17 protein-coding genes are annotated in these 14,448 nt (G+C 51.5%); 11 read left to right on the forward strand and 6 right to left on the reverse strand.

All coding sequences use genetic code 11. From position 1 onward, the window contains the following. Positions 1-38 precede the first annotated feature (38 nt). Positions 39-1,349, reverse strand: a complete 1,311-nt coding sequence (frc, locus tag HMPREF1494_RS05220; RefSeq protein WP_003843361.1) for a formyl-CoA transferase — start codon at positions 1,347-1,349, stop codon at positions 39-41. A gap of 410 nt (positions 1,350-1,759) precedes the next feature. Here frc and HMPREF1494_RS05225 point away from each other — a divergent pair, with 410 nt between their 5' ends. The 3 genes from HMPREF1494_RS05225 (at position 1,760) to HMPREF1494_RS05235 (ending at position 3,750) form a co-directional block, all read left to right on the forward strand. Beyond that, entirely contained in the window at positions 1,760-2,494 is a 735-nt protein-coding gene (locus tag HMPREF1494_RS05225; protein WP_269319370.1) for a ParA family protein, read from the forward strand. A gap of 3 nt (positions 2,495-2,497) precedes the next feature. After that, entirely contained in the window at positions 2,498-2,716 is a 219-nt protein-coding gene (locus HMPREF1494_RS05230; RefSeq protein ID WP_034520522.1) for a hypothetical protein, read from the forward strand. 179 nt (positions 2,717-2,895) lie between these two features. After that, positions 2,896-3,750: a tyrosine-type recombinase/integrase gene (locus tag HMPREF1494_RS05235; RefSeq protein ID WP_196321561.1), complete on the forward strand. Its 855-nt coding sequence runs from the start codon at positions 2,896-2,898 to the stop codon at positions 3,748-3,750. Positions 3,751-3,765: 15 nt separating this feature from the next. Here the strand turns inward: HMPREF1494_RS05235 and HMPREF1494_RS05240 are convergent, their stop codons facing one another. The 5 genes from HMPREF1494_RS05240 to HMPREF1494_RS11465 all read right to left on the reverse strand — a co-directional run bounded on the left by HMPREF1494_RS05240 (position 3,766) and on the right by HMPREF1494_RS11465 (position 6,497). Further along, on the reverse strand, positions 3,766-4,335 hold the full coding sequence (locus HMPREF1494_RS05240) for a recombinase family protein (protein WP_034520630.1): 570 nt from the start codon (positions 4,333-4,335) through the stop codon (positions 3,766-3,768). 174 nt (positions 4,336-4,509) lie between these two features. Further along, positions 4,510-4,935, reverse strand: a complete 426-nt coding sequence (locus HMPREF1494_RS05245) for a hypothetical protein (RefSeq protein WP_051404720.1) — start codon at positions 4,933-4,935, stop codon at positions 4,510-4,512. A 6-nt stretch (positions 4,936-4,941) separates the two neighbouring features. After that, a complete protein-coding gene (locus HMPREF1494_RS05250; RefSeq protein ID WP_034520524.1) occupies positions 4,942-5,364 on the reverse strand; it encodes a hypothetical protein in 423 nt (140 codons plus the stop codon). Positions 5,365-5,395: 31 nt separating this feature from the next. Further along, positions 5,396-5,818, reverse strand: coding sequence for a hypothetical protein (locus tag HMPREF1494_RS05255; RefSeq protein WP_034520533.1), 423 nt, complete (start codon positions 5,816-5,818; stop codon positions 5,396-5,398). 43 nt (positions 5,819-5,861) lie between these two features. Continuing rightward, positions 5,862-6,497, reverse strand: a complete 636-nt coding sequence (locus HMPREF1494_RS11465; protein ID WP_155807166.1) for a hypothetical protein — start codon at positions 6,495-6,497, stop codon at positions 5,862-5,864. 413 nt (positions 6,498-6,910) lie between these two features. On the opposite strand from HMPREF1494_RS11465, the gene HMPREF1494_RS05265 reads away from it, so the two are divergent. The 8 genes from HMPREF1494_RS05265 to HMPREF1494_RS05305 all read left to right on the forward strand — a co-directional run bounded on the left by HMPREF1494_RS05265 (position 6,911) and on the right by HMPREF1494_RS05305 (position 14,432). Then, positions 6,911-7,306, forward strand: coding sequence for a MobC family plasmid mobilization relaxosome protein (locus tag HMPREF1494_RS05265; RefSeq protein WP_034520536.1), 396 nt, complete (start codon positions 6,911-6,913; stop codon positions 7,304-7,306). 2 nt (positions 7,307-7,308) lie between these two features. After that, entirely contained in the window at positions 7,309-8,781 is a 1,473-nt protein-coding gene (locus HMPREF1494_RS05270; RefSeq protein ID WP_051404726.1) for a relaxase/mobilization nuclease domain-containing protein, read from the forward strand. 105 nt (positions 8,782-8,886) lie between these two features. Continuing rightward, positions 8,887-9,807, forward strand: coding sequence for a DUF3801 domain-containing protein (locus HMPREF1494_RS11220; protein WP_231495339.1), 921 nt, complete (start codon positions 8,887-8,889; stop codon positions 9,805-9,807). Between the two features lie 21 nt (positions 9,808-9,828). Further along, positions 9,829-10,158 carry a hypothetical protein gene (locus HMPREF1494_RS05285; protein ID WP_034520540.1) on the forward strand — a complete coding sequence of 110 codons (330 nt, stop codon included), beginning with the start codon at positions 9,829-9,831 and terminating at the stop codon, positions 10,156-10,158. Beyond that, positions 10,155-10,514: a hypothetical protein gene (locus HMPREF1494_RS05290; RefSeq protein ID WP_034520543.1), complete on the forward strand. Its 360-nt coding sequence runs from the start codon at positions 10,155-10,157 to the stop codon at positions 10,512-10,514. Before HMPREF1494_RS05285 ends, HMPREF1494_RS05290 begins: the two co-directional genes overlap by 4 nt. After that, positions 10,501-12,186: a VirD4-like conjugal transfer protein, CD1115 family gene (locus HMPREF1494_RS05295; protein WP_034520545.1), complete on the forward strand. Its 1,686-nt coding sequence runs from the start codon at positions 10,501-10,503 to the stop codon at positions 12,184-12,186. Before HMPREF1494_RS05290 ends, HMPREF1494_RS05295 begins: the two co-directional genes overlap by 14 nt. Before the next feature lie 158 nt (positions 12,187-12,344). Further along, a complete protein-coding gene (locus HMPREF1494_RS05300) occupies positions 12,345-12,926 on the forward strand; it encodes an NAD(P)H-dependent oxidoreductase (protein WP_034520655.1) in 582 nt (193 codons plus the stop codon). A 282-nt stretch (positions 12,927-13,208) separates the two neighbouring features. Next, positions 13,209-14,432: an alpha/beta hydrolase family protein gene (locus HMPREF1494_RS05305; protein WP_034520549.1), complete on the forward strand. Its 1,224-nt coding sequence runs from the start codon at positions 13,209-13,211 to the stop codon at positions 14,430-14,432. Positions 14,433-14,448: the final 16 nt, after the last annotated feature.

Genomic DNA, 14,448 nt, shown 5'->3' on the forward strand with positions numbered 1-14,448 from the left:
ATTCGACCCCTGAGGAAAGTCGCGACGAGCGGCAAAGGCTACTTCAGATCAGCCTTCACGCCATCATTGCCACCGATGACACCATTGGAAAGCAGCTCGGAGATCTGGTCGTCGCTATAGCCCAGACCCTTGAGGATCTCCTCGTTGTTCTCGCCAAGCTTCGGCGCACGCTGGTAATCAGGCGTGAAGTTGCTCATGGTGAACGGCATGCCGATGGTCTTGAAGTCACCACGGGCATCCTGCTGATCGATGGTGACGATGGTACCGTCATCATTCAGATCCGGATCGTTCTCCAGCTCGTTCCAATCCAGCACCGGACCGACCGGAACGCCCTTGGCGCCCAGCTCCTTGGTCAGCGTGTACTTGTCGTACTGCATGGTGTATTCCTCGACGCGCTTGTACACCTCTTCCTTATGCTCATCGCGGGCGTTGGCGGTGTTGAAACGCGGATCGGTGATCCAATCCTCGAAGCCCATGGCGTGGCAGAAGTTCTCGAAGCCCTTCTTGGACTGCTGGATCACGATATACACATAGGCGTTCTGATCGGTCTCCCAGCCCTTGGCGCGATAGCACCAGCCGAGCACCAGACCGCCCTCGGCATTGGCCGCACGCGGAATGGCCTTGCCCCACTTGTAGTTCGGATAGCAGTCATAATAGGAGAGCTTACCGAGACGATCGAGAATCAGCTGATCACGCAGCTTGACACGGCACAGATTCAGCACGGCGTTCTGCATGGACTGGTAGACGTAGCAGCCCTCGCCGGTGCGCTGGCGCTGCAGCAGTGCGGACAGGATGGCGATCAGCAGATGCATGCCGCTGTTGGAATCGCCCAAAGCCGCACCGGACTGGGTTGGCACATTGCGCTCGCCGTCATACCAGCCGGTGGTCGAAGCCGCACCGCCGGCGCTTTGGGCGACGGGCTCGAATGCCTTCACATGCTCGAAGCGGCTGCCCTTGTTGAATCCTTTGAGGGATGCCATGATGCAGCGAGGATTGATCTTGTGCACTTCGTCCCAGCCGAAGCCGAGCTTTTCGACATCGCCCGGGCCGATGTTCTCGACGAATACGTCGGCATCCTTCAGCAGATCGGTGAGGATCTTCTTGCCTTCAGGATCCTTCATGTTCAGTGTGATGGACTTCTTGTTGGCATTGAGCTGAAGGAAGTACAGGGAATACGATCCGTCCACGTCGTTCATTTCGTTACGCGTCGGGTCTCCGCCCTGAACCTTCTCCACCTTGATGACTTCAGCGCCCATCCAGGCGAGCATCTGCGTGCAGGAAGGACCGGACTGCACCTGAGTCCAGTCGATGACCTTGATTCCCTTGAGGGGAGCGGTATCTTGTGTCATTTGTGACCTCCTTGTTGTAGTCAACGAGGTCAATGTATCCCGTTGAACCTTGGAGATTGCGGGATTTTCAGCCAGTAGGAACAACCTTTGGCTTTGGGCGGATTGCTGAGGCGCGCCACGCGGCTGGATCTCGCAAAAAGCGCGGGAAACCACCTGGTTTCCGTTTTCCGTGATTGAGTGGCCCATTCCCATAAAAAGTGGTCTGATTCCAGCGCTTGATGTCATAGACAGGTCGGTTTTTGTGGAAACGGATCGGTTTTCCGTGGGAATGGGCCAATTTGTGCGGTGATAACGGCGCTATGTGGTGCTGGAGTGTGCAGTACCCGGTCGTAGTGTGAAACTGCCATTGCCGTGAACGAAAAAGCCGCCAGATTATTCATCTGACGGCTTATCTCAATTGGTAGCGGGGCATGGATTTGAACCATGGACCTCTGGATTTGCTTTTATTTCCAATGTCTTACGAATATTCAGAAGAACCTTTTCTTTTCCTTAATAGTAGTACTACAACACTACCGCACTACAGTACTTCTTTACTCTATTACTTTAATACCGTGCAAGGGAAAAATATGAGAATCACAATAGCAAACGCCAAGGGTGGCGTCGGTAAGACCACATCAAGTATCTACCTCGCGGCTACGGCAACAGCGCGAGGCCACGAGGTTGTGCTCCTTGATGCGGATCCCCAGGGATCCGCGAGCCAATGGGCGTTCATGGCGGAAAACGAAAACGATCCTCTTGGTTTCGAGGTTCAGGCAGCGAACCCAGCAACACTACGCCGTCCGCAAAAAGAAAACGTGATGGAAATCGTGGATGCCGCGCCAACGGGGCAAGGATTGCAGGCGGCATTGGAAACCGCTGACTTCGTTATTGTTCCAAGCTCAGATAGCCCACTTGATGTCCAGCAGGCATGGAGTACACTATCGGCCACGGACAAGCCAGCAGCGGTGCTTCTCGTACGCGTAGAGTCCGGCACACGTGCCATGAAAGCCGTTATGGAAGCCTTTAACCGGTGGGCGACGCCATTGTTCGATGCGCAGATTCACAAGCGCCAGGACATCAAGACCTCGACGGGGCATAATCCCAGAAAGCTGTGGGAATATGCACAAGCGTGGCAAGAAATAGAGCTTATGATGAAAGGCGAATAAGACATGAAAAACATGAACCTGACCCCACAGTCGCAGAAAAGGACAACAGTGGCACAGCTTGCGAACGTGCCAGATAACACACGTTCCTCTGCGTACTGGCAGACGACGAGTATCAAAGTGGATCCTGAGCAATGGAAAAGGGTGAAGCGTGAGGCGTTCGAACGGGATCTCACCGTGCAGGAATTCGTCCATCAAGCATTAGAAGCGTGGCTTGACCAATAAGCGTATCTCACCCCGAAGGAGCGGGGAACCGGTCCGGGTATCGCTTCGCAGACGGCCTATGGATCCCGATTCGCATGATCGTTCCCGTACGTTACCTGGACCGGCCGTCGCTTCGCGTTTCGGTTGAATGGCGTAATGGATGTTATGGCGTGCTGCCTTGTTCCCTAGCGTGGAAAGGTATGTGCACAACGCAACGAAAGACACTCGTATGGCCACGCGGATGGGCATACAGAGTTACAAAATGGGAAAAGTACTTACGCGCCGCAGGCAAAAGCCAAGAAACCATTAAAAGCCGTATCTATAAGCTACACTATTTCGCCAGTACGATGGGCAAGCCCTTCAGCCAGGTCGGTTTTGATGACATCGTCTCTGTTCTCGCCCGTAAAAATTGGGCGGCAGAGACGCGATACTCGTACAAGGAAACCATCACCAATTTTTACCGTTACCTCATCCTATCCCATAACATCAGCCGGAATAGTGACCCCACGGCGAATCTTCCCACGGTAAAACGCAGCCAGGGCGTTCCGCATCCTATTGGCGACATGGCATTACGTGAGGCCTTTATGAAAGCAAACGGTCAAGAGCGCCTTATGCTCCTTCTAGGAGCGGACGCGGGGCTGAGACGCAGCGAAATGGCTGCCGTACACAGTGCTGATGTGAGCGAGACCGCCGGGCAGTACTCCTTGCTGGTCCATGGTAAAGGTGGAAAGGAAAGGATCGTTCCCGTCACCCAACGACTCGCCGCTTCGGTCCTGCAAGCCCATGGTTATGTTTTCCCTGGACGCTTTGGCGGACATGTCGAAGCAAGCTACATATCGCGCCATCTGAAAAGGATCCTCCCGAAGGGGTATTCCGCGCATAGCCTAAGGCATAGATACGCTACTCGTGCCTATCAAACGAGCCATGACATTTACGCTGTGGCGGCCTTGCTCGGTCATAAAAGCGTGGAAACAACACAGGTGTATGCGCAGCTTGACGATGCCCATTTGAGGGATGTGGCCATGCGTGCACAACTTGAGATACCACCACAGTAAAGAAATACTACATTACTACCGTACTACAGTAATACGGTACTGTCTTAAAACGTTGTAAATCGTCTTTCTCGACACGTGATATTGCTGAGCCATCTGGGTGACGGTCAGTGTTTGACTGGTGTAGAGGCTTTGAATGGCCTTAATCTGGTCCGGGGCGAGTTTAGCGGGTCTACCACCTTTCCTACCGCGTGCCCTGGCCGCCGTGAGACCGGCCCGGGTACGTTCGCGGATAAGATCACGCTCAAATTGCGCCATGGCAGCGAAAACGGTAAAGATCAGAATTCCCCCAGGGGTAGAGGTATCCATATTCTCTGTCAGTGACACGAACTCTACGCCATTGTCTTTGAAGTGGTTGATCAAGGAAACGAGGTGCTGGGTGGAACGCCCCAGCCTGTCGAGCTTCCATACCACCACCGTATCCCCGGCGCGTAGAAGATCGAGCATGCGGTCAAGCTCAGGCCTGCTTGTCTTCGCGCCTGACGCATGGTCGATAAAGATTTTCTCACATCCTGTCGCTTGGAGTGCGACGGTCTGAAGGGACTCGTCTTGGCCGAGTGTGCTTACTCGTGCATAACCGATTCTCATATTGCTCAGTGTAAAAACTGGTGGGACAGATGGGTGTTTCTCCTCGCTGTTTTTTACATGGGTTGTTTCACACTTTTCCCGGCGTGTTGGGCGGTGGCTACGGAACATAAAAAAGTGTGCAGTAAACGTTCGTTTGCTACACACCTCCAGAGCAGTGTACGGAGTAGATGAATTCTATCCATGATGGTGGGAGGTCTTCGGCTCCGTTGATCTTGGCCGGCTCCTGTTGCGTGCCTCCCTGGTGGCTCGTGCCATGCGAGAAACCTTCTCGTAGTCGGAACCGAAATGCTTGACTTTTCTGGTTGTGCGTGCGCTGAGTTCCATATTTTGAGTGATCGTGGAAACCTGGAACCCTTCGATGCATGCAGCGATCTCTGGATTTTCACGTATGAACTGATCGTGGAGCCTGTAGATTTCACGATCGGTCAGTGGTGAGCGGGAAAGATACCCAGATAATTGGTCATGGTCAAAACCATGCCCATCCATCCAGGAACGGATGCGACGATAGGCAGCGGAGGAGTCCATATGAAAATATTCCAAGCCTTCTTGGAGCAGATCAAAATGGATGAGTCTTCGCGATGAAGTGCCGGCCATGATCATCAGCGTCTAGTTTTTTGGGAAGAAATCATCGGGGTCCGACTCGTGGTTCCAGCCTTTAGCGTCCCATTCATCTAGTGAATGGAATACATCTTCCACGCTGGAACCTGGTTCGTAGGAAATAACACTGCTGAAGTAGCGTCGGAACCATGGCTGATATTCCAGATCAACAGCATTCCAGCCCAGACTTTCTCCTGCGAGTTGAGCATTCTCGGTCTGAATGCCATAAAAAAGATGAATGTCATCCTCAAACCTGTCGACGCGTGCGTTCAGGAGCTTCCTATCCAAGTAAGTCTTGAACGCCTCCACGGTGGCCCCGTCCGCGTGCAGCGCATCAGCATCAATGAAATATTCACTCGCATAAGGATGCGTGTCAATGAAATGCCGTACATCTTCCGTGGCGCGTGTCTTCTCCATTACTGCCTGCATCATAGCCTCCGTAAACCCATTGAAAACTTTTCCACTATTCTACAGTGTCCTCATGCTGGCGGGCGGCTTGTTTAAGCTCACGCCTGACCTGACGATGCTGCGCACGCTCAATGGCTTTCTGTTTGAGCCAGTCACGTCCCACTTCACACGATGCGCTGGTAAAACCAGCGAGAACCGCCCCCGCAAGAATAAGCCCACCGTGAAGACGATGCCCGGGGAAGAACAGCCAGATGAAACCCCACAACGCCGCAAACGATGCGGCGATAAGAAGCAGCCACTTAACCACCCACAAGATCGATTGAATAGGGCGAGTGATCAGATTCATGATGCCGGCGAGAATCCCGGCACCCGCTGCAAAAGCGAGGGCAATGGCACCGATGACGAGAGCGAGCAAGACAATGATAAGAGGAGATATGAGAAGCAGTAACGCGACGGTATCGCCCCAATCCATCGTCATGATAACCTCCTATCTTTCCCTTGCTTCTTTTGTATTTCCCGATTCACTCTTGGACCATGTCTGATTGCGGTGTTTCGTTTTCTTCACTGTGCTGAGCTTCCTCGCCTGCCTGTGCTTCGAGGCTGGTCGAAGCGGACATAATATAACGCAACTCAGCAGTAGTGACTCCGGCCTCCAAAACCAAGCGTGCCTTATTCCCATTCAAATACGTATCCCGGTATGCGTTCATTTTTTCCTGTAAAGAATCATGCAGAGAACGCAACGCGAATAAGTCACTGACCAAGTCGGAAAACTCAGCCTCCTGTTTCTTTAACGCGGCCATCTTATCCGCGAAAGAATCCTTAACGATCTTGCGCTGTACGGCCTTCAAATCATCAGCCAACATGGCTTCCCCTTCCTCAAAATTGCCTATCGCATGTGACATCATCCATTCAATCACGGACCACACAGAGACAGGGGCATAAAAGCATATGATTCCCCATCGCCGAGCAAGATACGGATTAGCTCCATGAATATGGTCCATGTATGGTTCGTTGTTGCCTTTTTGTTTAGGCGGCATGACCGTTGGAACGCCTTTGATTATGAAACACGTCAATATGGAAGAAACAAGACGATCGCTTGAAGAGATGCCGCGCGTCTTGCCCGAACCGACCCGTAAGGATTGAAAACTCGTGGACACGAAGCAAGCTCCCTCGCGGCAAATCTTTACCGTGGACACTAACCACGCACGACTCTTATAGGAGGGTCAGACCCTAACCGGTCTGGCTCTCTTTTTCCATACTCATTTTGCACAAGGCAACGCGTGAAACCTCTTGCTTTTTCACTCCGTGCCATTCCCATAAAATTGACCGGTTGCCGACCGGTCATCCCACGACAGCCTTCGGCCGTGTGGGAATAGCAAGGATAGCCTAGAGTACGTACTCTAGGCGCAACGATAGAAATCGTTGTCCTTGTGGGAGACCCACACCCCTCGCAGTCTTTCATTGCCAGCAACGAAAGAAGATGAACAATCCCTTCGTATTTTATGTTCCTTATACGTGTGCGATCGTGTGCATGATGAGAATGTAGCTACACATGAATAGGGGCACATGAATGAGTTGGAAAGGCAGCCGAACCAGAAATATTCGGAGAACGGTTCTCTTCACTGACGAGGAGTGGAATCATGTTTATGAGCGCTACCAAGTTGAAGCGGGGGACGGCCAATCCTTTAGTAAATGGGCGCGCTCTACTCTCTCGGAGCCTTTTACCATCACGGTAGAAATCAACGCTGACACCGATAGGCTCCACGAACAAATCAGGGGAATGGCAAACAATATTAATCAAATCGCGCACGTCGCTAATGCGAGGAGAAACATCAGTCAGGAAACGATACGCGAGGCCACACTCCTACTCCGACTCGTACAGGAAAAACTCGATAGACTCCATGAAGAGAATCTCATTCTCATCGAAAAACAAGCAGCCCACGCGTACGGAAAACAGGCGGAATGATCATGGCGATTGTCAAGGTCGGGCAGATAAAAACGAGTCTGAATAAAGCTATTGCCTACATCACCAGAGATGACAAAACACAAGACAAATACTACGTGACCGTTTCCTGGTTATTCCCCGATGACCCCGATATTCGGAATCCAAGCAATCTTGCCGAGGCGATGATGACGGACGATAAAAACAGCATGGCAGGCGTGAAGAAGAACACGACCTTAGCTCGTCACGTGATCCAATCCTTTGACCCCAAAGACGATGTTGACCCGGTCACGGCGCATGGGCTGGGAATGGAATTCGCCAACAGAATCACGGACAATGGAGCCTACAAGTATGTGATTGCCACGCACATTGATAGGAACCATATCCATAATCACATCATCATCTGCAATACGAATGGCAAGACGCATTACAAGATGCGCTTGGATAAGAACACACTCATGAAAAGGTGGACACCTATCAGTGATGAACTGTGCCAAGAATACGGGTTCAATGTCAGTCCACGCCACGGACAAGACATGAAGACGAGCCAGAACCCAACCTTGTGGTTGCGTAGTGGCGACTATTACGCGAGCCTTCGTGGGGAAGGGCAGAAGCAACGTATTCGTGACATGATTGACCGTGCATGCACGGAATCCAAAACCTTTACTGAGTTCAGCAATACGCTCAAAAAATATCAGGTGGAGGCGAACATTCGTGGCGCACACATCACCTATACTGACCTGGCAACGGGGAGAAAGTACCGTGATAATCGCCTCGGCATGGCCTACGATGAGAGTGCCGTGATGATGAAACTGAACCATCAAGCCTTGAAGCATATCAGTGTCAATCAGAAACTCATAGACTACGAAGACCCCGAAAAAATCCGCATCATCATCCCGCACACCAAGGGCAACAAACGTATCACTGTGCCAAAAACCATGGCGACAAGAACCGGTACGACCATCCGTATCTATTTCGGCCAGGACACCGGGATTCCTGTCTCCGACCGGCAGGGGAAGGGCATGGGAAAAATGAGTATGCGTGACTTGTACGCGGCATTCGGACAGCCTGCGCAAACCTGGAATGACCTTAAAGACGTGCGACGCCATATGCCACGGATCGAATTGCATGGAAGCGCGAAACAGAACGGATGGATGAGAAATCAGATGCGTATGGCAGGTGAGATTTCCAGGCAGGCAACAGCGCTATCCCTGATCGCACGCAATGGTGGCAGTGCGAATAACGTGATACAGGAATTGACCGGTACGCTCCAACAGGCTGATGAAACACTGACCAGTTTGATGATTGCGCGCCAAGACGTCATCAGCAGGATCGCGTTGGATGAGGATAACGAGGATAGTGAAATGCAACTCTTTGAAATCGATGAGCACATGGACAGACTGGAAGACACCATCAGCACACTCCGGACACGGATTCAAGCCGTCGACGAGTCAATACGTGAACACGATCAGAGGCAAAGACCGGGATTCTCCCGCTAAAAATCCGTGTCCACAGGCAGATGTCCTATGACCCTAAAATCATGAAAAAACGAGGACGATAAAAAGTAAAAGAGAACCAAGGAAATTAACGCTAAGGAGTCACAAATGCCGTTGGAGGAACAAACGACCCAGGCCATCAAGGAAGGAACCGAGGCCGTGGCACGCGTAGCGGTAAGACTGACAGCCCATGGTGCCCAGGCACTTATCCAAGCAGTTTTTGGAATCTCGAAAGCAGCGGTCCATAAGACCCATCAGGCAATCAAGAAGCATCAGACGACAGGAAAGATGAGCCTGAAAAACCTGAATCGGAAAACAGGCGGAGCCACCGCACGCCTTGACTTTGACCTCGAGCAAGGCAATAAACTCGCAGCTGAGCTGGAAAAGAGCGAGATTGATTTTCATATCAGCCAGAACAAGAAAAACGGTACGGCTCTTGTTGATTTCCCGCTGCAAGCATCGCAATTCGTGCAAGATACACTCTCGCGCATACATCCGACTATGAGCGCGGACGACATCAACCAAACGATCGCCGACGCCCAAGAAACAGTCAGGGAACTGAATGATCCCGATATGGAAAAGGTCGATGAACAGTCCCTTGCCCGCGAAGAGGCTGAGCTGAAAGAAGCAGGAATCCCCGTAGAAGTGGAGAGTGCAACCGTGTCGGTCGAACGGCCGGATTACTGGCACGCAACTCCCGCCACCTCGCGGCAGAAAGAGCTTATCGGTGAGCAAGTAGCCCAAGGATTCATCCCAGAAAAAGAGGCGCGGGAATTCCTCCAAGGCGAGCCGACCATCAGCCAAGCGAACGAGTTTTTGAATCAGCATCCACAGACGGTAGACCATCTCGACCTGTACGGCCAAGACAACATCGGCCAGGTCAAAGCCCGGAAGAAAGGGCACAAGCTCACGAAAAAAGACGTGCAAAAAGCGGTAAAGAAGGGCGCCCAGGCCCGCTCGCAAGCACGCCGCGCAACCGGCAACGCACAACGCCACACCATGAAGAAACCCGCAACAATAAAAAAGTAACAGCGAAAGGAGCAGTGCGTGATGCAAGCGCATGTCGGTGACATGGTATGGTGTGACGGCAAAATCGTGACGGTGCCGACCAAATACACTCCAGATGATTCGACAGTCGTCTATTATCTCACTCTTGCATGCCATGACGAGCGGGGAAATACAACATATGTGGATGCAAAAGCCGTCAAAAAGACAGCCCAATGGGTCAGCCTCCAGGAATGGGTGAAAGGTCAAGATGTCATCATCAAAGGCGTCGTAACCGGCCCAGAAACCGTCGGCCTCGACGGTAGAAGCGAAAACATGAAAATTCGTATCCTGAACATGGCCACCCACACCAGCAGACAAGCGGGACAGGCATGAGCATCACCATCGCAGACAGCTTGGCCAACCCGCATATCGTATGTATGAGCGAGCATCATGTGCAGCCTGAGGAGCCAAGCCATGCTCTCATCCACGGTCGGCTCAGGGACGAGACCCCCATAGTCGATGATGCCGCACAAGAGGATGCACATGAACCCTACGCTCCAGGAGCGCGCGGCAAATTCCAACCGCCAGAAGGGCAATGGACGAAAACAAGTCTCATCGAGAAAATCAAACATGAGGCACAGCGGCGCCAACGTGCGAAAACCCCGCCACTATCCTCCATGAATCCATGGGCGGACTTGGCCACCGTGATGACGGACGACGATCAAGGAGGCACTAATGACATCGAATAAGAAAATGAGCCCCATCACATGGCTCATCCTTACTCTCATGGGCTTTTATGCGGGCAATATCGTCAGCAGGCCAGTACGCGTATCCTACATAGCGTCCCACGATGTTCCAGCCGCGATAAATGCAAGCTTGGAGGCGTATAAAAACCCGGTCCCCAGTATGAACCGCATGGACCTCATCGCAGGCGCCGCCATAGCAGCCATTGTGCTCCTGGCTTTGCTCTACCACTACAGCGGGCAACACGTCACAAGAGACGGTGAGGAACACGGCAGCGCCGCTTGGGCAAGCAGCACGGACATGCGACCCTACAGTGACAAGAACCCGGGTAACACACTCCTCATGACCCACAGTGAAGCCCTCGCCCTGGATACATATAAGACGAGGCGTAACCTCAACGTCCTGGTCACCGGGGCATCGGGTTCGGGCAAGACGCGCGGCTATGTCCTACCAAACATGACCAACATGGCCACCCATCACACTCCAATCAGTCTTGCCATCACTGATACGAAAGGCGAAATCCACCACCAAACGGCCGAAAAGATGCGTAAGGCCGGGTGGCGGATCAAAACCTTCAACCTCATCGACATGGCCACCTCAGACCACTTCAACCCGCTGAACTATATGAATCCCGATGATCCAGAAGGAAGCCTCATAAGGCTTGCCGATAACATCATCACCAACACAGGAGCGAACACCAAAAACCATGGCGACTTCTGGGATAAAGCGTCCAAAAGCCTGCTGACCAGCCTGCTTGCCTACACGTATTTTGCGGAGGATCCGGAAACGCGCAACATGAACACCGTCATGAATATGCTCAGCCAGATGAGCGCAAGTGAATCCGACCCTGACCAAGCGAGCCCTATCGATGACCTTATGGCGGAAACGCGCGCCTTCATCGAGGACGCCGAGAAATCCGCGGATGATTATGACGGGGAAAGCCTTGCCATGCTTGAAGGCCTCGACTTCGCCTGCAGCCAATACCGAACCTACGAGCAAGGCCCCGCAGAAACCCGCGCCTCCATTATCACGACACTTGCGAACCAAACAGCAGGACTGCACGCAAGGCGTATTAAAACCATCCTGGATAATGACACCATGCAGCTCGACCAGGTAGGGGACAAGCCCACCGTCATCTACATTATCATCAGTGACACGAACCAGACATTCACGTATCTGGCATCCATCTTCTATCAATGCTTGTTCGAAACCACCATGTATAAAGCAGACCATAATGCGAGCGGCGCATTAACCATTCCGTTGCATTGCATGCTGGATGAGTTTGCCAACATTGGCAGGATACCAGGATTCCCGATCCTCATCTCCACCATGCGCGGCAGAAACATGAGCGTGTCGGTCATCCTCCAGACGATCAGCCAAATCAAGGCGCTCTACAAGGACGAGTGGGAAACCATCACCGCCAACTGCGACAGCAAGCTCTTCCTGGGCGGCAATGATGAGACAACCACGAAATGGTATAGCACAATACTGGGCAATCAAACCATTTGGACAACATCAACAACGGAGAACAAGGGAATGAACGGCTCCTACAGCATCCAACAATCCGCACAGAAGCGAGAACTCCTCACCGCGGACGAGCTCGGACGATTGGATAATGCGATGTGCGTCTATATTTTGCGCGGTCTCAAACCGTTCTACAGTCGAAAACTAGGCTAAATCCCCTAGGGTGGGGCGAAAGGCGATGCCTTGGCAGTAATCGAGGGCCTTGCTTCCCAGGGGGGCGGTATCTCAATGATACGGCCTTGCTCATCAAGGATTAAGCTATCGGGACATGTCCATGACAACAGGTGCGTCCCGATTCATACAATAGGTTCATGAATATCGCAGTGCTTTACGCTTATCCCAATGACAACGGATACAACCACGCCATCCTGAACTCCGTCATGCAGGGGCTGGAAGATAACCCCGCCAGACACTCGGTAACCGTGGTTGATCTGTACAAGGAGAACTTCGATCCGGTCCTGCGCTTCGATGAAAACCATCTGCGCCGCAACCTGAACATCGACCCGGATACCGAGCGGTACCGTCGGATCATTACCGACGCGGACCTGCTCGTATTCATCTACCCGATCTGGTGGTCCGGCATGCCCGCCATCCTTAAGGGTTTCATCGATCGTGTCTTCTCCAAAGGGTTCGCCTACGTGTATCGGGGAGTGCTTCCCAAGGGGCTGCTCAAGGGCAAGAAGGCATGGGTCATCACCACGAACGATACTCCGGGGTTCTACGCACGCTTATTCGAGCCCGACTATGGTAAGGTCCTCCATCACCAGATTCTCAAAATCATGTGCGGCGTCACGACCATCAAACACCACCAGATGTCCTACTTACGTAGATCAACCCCACGCAAGCGCACACGATTCCTCACCAAGGTACGAAACTACGCAAGCAAATTGTAGCCAAACCGGCCACGCCGGAATCGAGGGTCCCGCTTCCCAGGGAGACGATAGCGTCGCATCGCCAGCTCGTTCATCCTGAATCCGAGAGCCGTCTTCCACCTCTCCGAGGTGAGGTGTATCCGCTACGTCGCTGATTGAAGAAGACAGGGACAGGGGTGCTTGGCAGGATGGGCGGAAAAGAGTCCCCTCACTTATTATAGTGCCACACTTGATATACTGGATGGCAACCATTTAGTTACTGAAATTTCCCGTATGAAAAATCCAGAAAATAGGAGGTAAGTGATGAAGGAAAATGAGGTCATTTTAAAAAGGCAATCCACCCGAATATTTTTCAAGAATGGTGATACGGATTTTTTCTTTAATTGGTTGTTAGGTATTGGCGAAGTTTTTGGCTTCTCTCACGGAGAACTTTATTATCTTGCCCAAAAGTTGGGAAAATCACCAAAGCCCGATGACTGGAAAAATGTCTTTTTATCACATGGGGACTATCTTGAACAAAAAGTAAGCAATTCGGCTTTGAGTGGGCAAACAGAAGCACAGTATTATCTGGCACAGACCTATTCATTTCGTTCAGCAATCCAGTTTATCAATCCATATTCTGACGAATATCTGTCTACCGTTCATCAAATGGAGAGAGCGTTTTCTGACGCAGTCCATTCGCTGGGAGCCCCAGTCGAAAAACTAGCGATTGATTATCAGGATTCCTATTTACCGGGTTATTATCTTCACAGCGGCAATAATTGTCCAACCTTGATCATGGTTGGTGGCGGGGATACTTATCGCGAAGATTTATTTTACTTTGCTGGCTATCCTGGATGGAGGCGAAGTTACAATGTTTTAATGGTTGACCTTCCTGGTCAGGGGACTAACCCTGGTAGAGGGTTAACTTTTGATGTGAATGCCGCTATTCCAATTTCACTGTGCATAGACTGGTTGGAAGGCAGGAATCCCGAGCTGAATGATTTAGCCATTTATGGTGTCAGCGGAGGGGGGTATTTTACCGCACAAGCTGCCGAAGAGGATTCGAGAATTCATGCATGGATTGCGAGTACAGCCATTTATGACATTGCGGAACTCTTTAGAAAAGAATTTGGGTCAAGCTTAAAAGCTCCAGGTTGGTTAATGAATGTCGTTTTAAGGTTAGCTGGAGATTTGAATGAGTCTGCGGATTTAAATCTAAAAAAATATGCCTGGCAGTTTGGCGCTTCTGATTTTAAGAGCGCTATTACTGAGGTGTTTAGCCGTGCAAAGGTTGTAGACTATCAAAAAATTCTGTGCCCTTGCTTATTTATCATGGGAGAAGGTGAAAGCGTCGAATTGCAGCGCCAGACCAGGACGATTTACGAAGCGCTTAAGTCTAAAAATCCGCAAACTAAACTTCAAATATTTGAGGCGGAAAGTGGTGCGGACGCCCATTGTCAGGTCAACAATTTGAGACTTGCCCATAATGTCGTTTTTGATTGGTTGGATACTTTATTTGAATGGAATCAGAAAGGGATGAATTAGGGTTGGGAAGTTTTAG

The organism is Bifidobacterium sp. MSTE12, from assembly GCF_000513015.1.
GTDB lineage: Bacteria > Actinomycetota > Actinomycetes > Actinomycetales > Bifidobacteriaceae > Bifidobacterium > Bifidobacterium dentium.

What these genes read in the sequence shown, in the direction of transcription:
- frc (WP_003843361.1), bottom strand. Translation starts at nt 1,349, where the DNA reads ATGACACAAGATACCGCTCCCCTCAAGGGAATCAAGGTCATCGACTGG.
- HMPREF1494_RS05225 (WP_269319370.1), top strand. Translation starts at nt 1,760, where the DNA reads ATGGATTTGAACCATGGACCTCTGGATTTGCTTTTATTTCCAATGTCT.
- HMPREF1494_RS05230 (WP_034520522.1), top strand. Translation starts at nt 2,498, where the DNA reads ATGAAAAACATGAACCTGACCCCACAGTCGCAGAAAAGGACAACAGTG.
- HMPREF1494_RS05235 (WP_196321561.1), top strand. Translation starts at nt 2,896, where the DNA reads ATGTGCACAACGCAACGAAAGACACTCGTATGGCCACGCGGATGGGCA.
- HMPREF1494_RS05240 (WP_034520630.1), bottom strand. Translation starts at nt 4,335, where the DNA reads ATGAGAATCGGTTATGCACGAGTAAGCACACTCGGCCAAGACGAGTCC.
- HMPREF1494_RS05245 (WP_051404720.1), bottom strand. Translation starts at nt 4,935, where the DNA reads ATGATCATGGCCGGCACTTCATCGCGAAGACTCATCCATTTTGATCTG.
- HMPREF1494_RS05250 (WP_034520524.1), bottom strand. Translation starts at nt 5,364, where the DNA reads ATGATGCAGGCAGTAATGGAGAAGACACGCGCCACGGAAGATGTACGG.
- HMPREF1494_RS05255 (WP_034520533.1), bottom strand. Translation starts at nt 5,818, where the DNA reads ATGACGATGGATTGGGGCGATACCGTCGCGTTACTGCTTCTCATATCT.
- HMPREF1494_RS05265 (WP_034520536.1), top strand. Translation starts at nt 6,911, where the DNA reads ATGAGTTGGAAAGGCAGCCGAACCAGAAATATTCGGAGAACGGTTCTC.
- HMPREF1494_RS05270 (WP_051404726.1), top strand. Translation starts at nt 7,309, where the DNA reads ATGGCGATTGTCAAGGTCGGGCAGATAAAAACGAGTCTGAATAAAGCT.
- HMPREF1494_RS11220 (WP_231495339.1), top strand. Translation starts at nt 8,887, where the DNA reads ATGCCGTTGGAGGAACAAACGACCCAGGCCATCAAGGAAGGAACCGAG.
- HMPREF1494_RS05285 (WP_034520540.1), top strand. Translation starts at nt 9,829, where the DNA reads ATGCAAGCGCATGTCGGTGACATGGTATGGTGTGACGGCAAAATCGTG.
- HMPREF1494_RS05290 (WP_034520543.1), top strand. Translation starts at nt 10,155, where the DNA reads ATGAGCATCACCATCGCAGACAGCTTGGCCAACCCGCATATCGTATGT.
- HMPREF1494_RS05295 (WP_034520545.1), top strand. Translation starts at nt 10,501, where the DNA reads ATGACATCGAATAAGAAAATGAGCCCCATCACATGGCTCATCCTTACT.
- HMPREF1494_RS05300 (WP_034520655.1), top strand. Translation starts at nt 12,345, where the DNA reads ATGAATATCGCAGTGCTTTACGCTTATCCCAATGACAACGGATACAAC.
- HMPREF1494_RS05305 (WP_034520549.1), top strand. Translation starts at nt 13,209, where the DNA reads ATGAAGGAAAATGAGGTCATTTTAAAAAGGCAATCCACCCGAATATTT.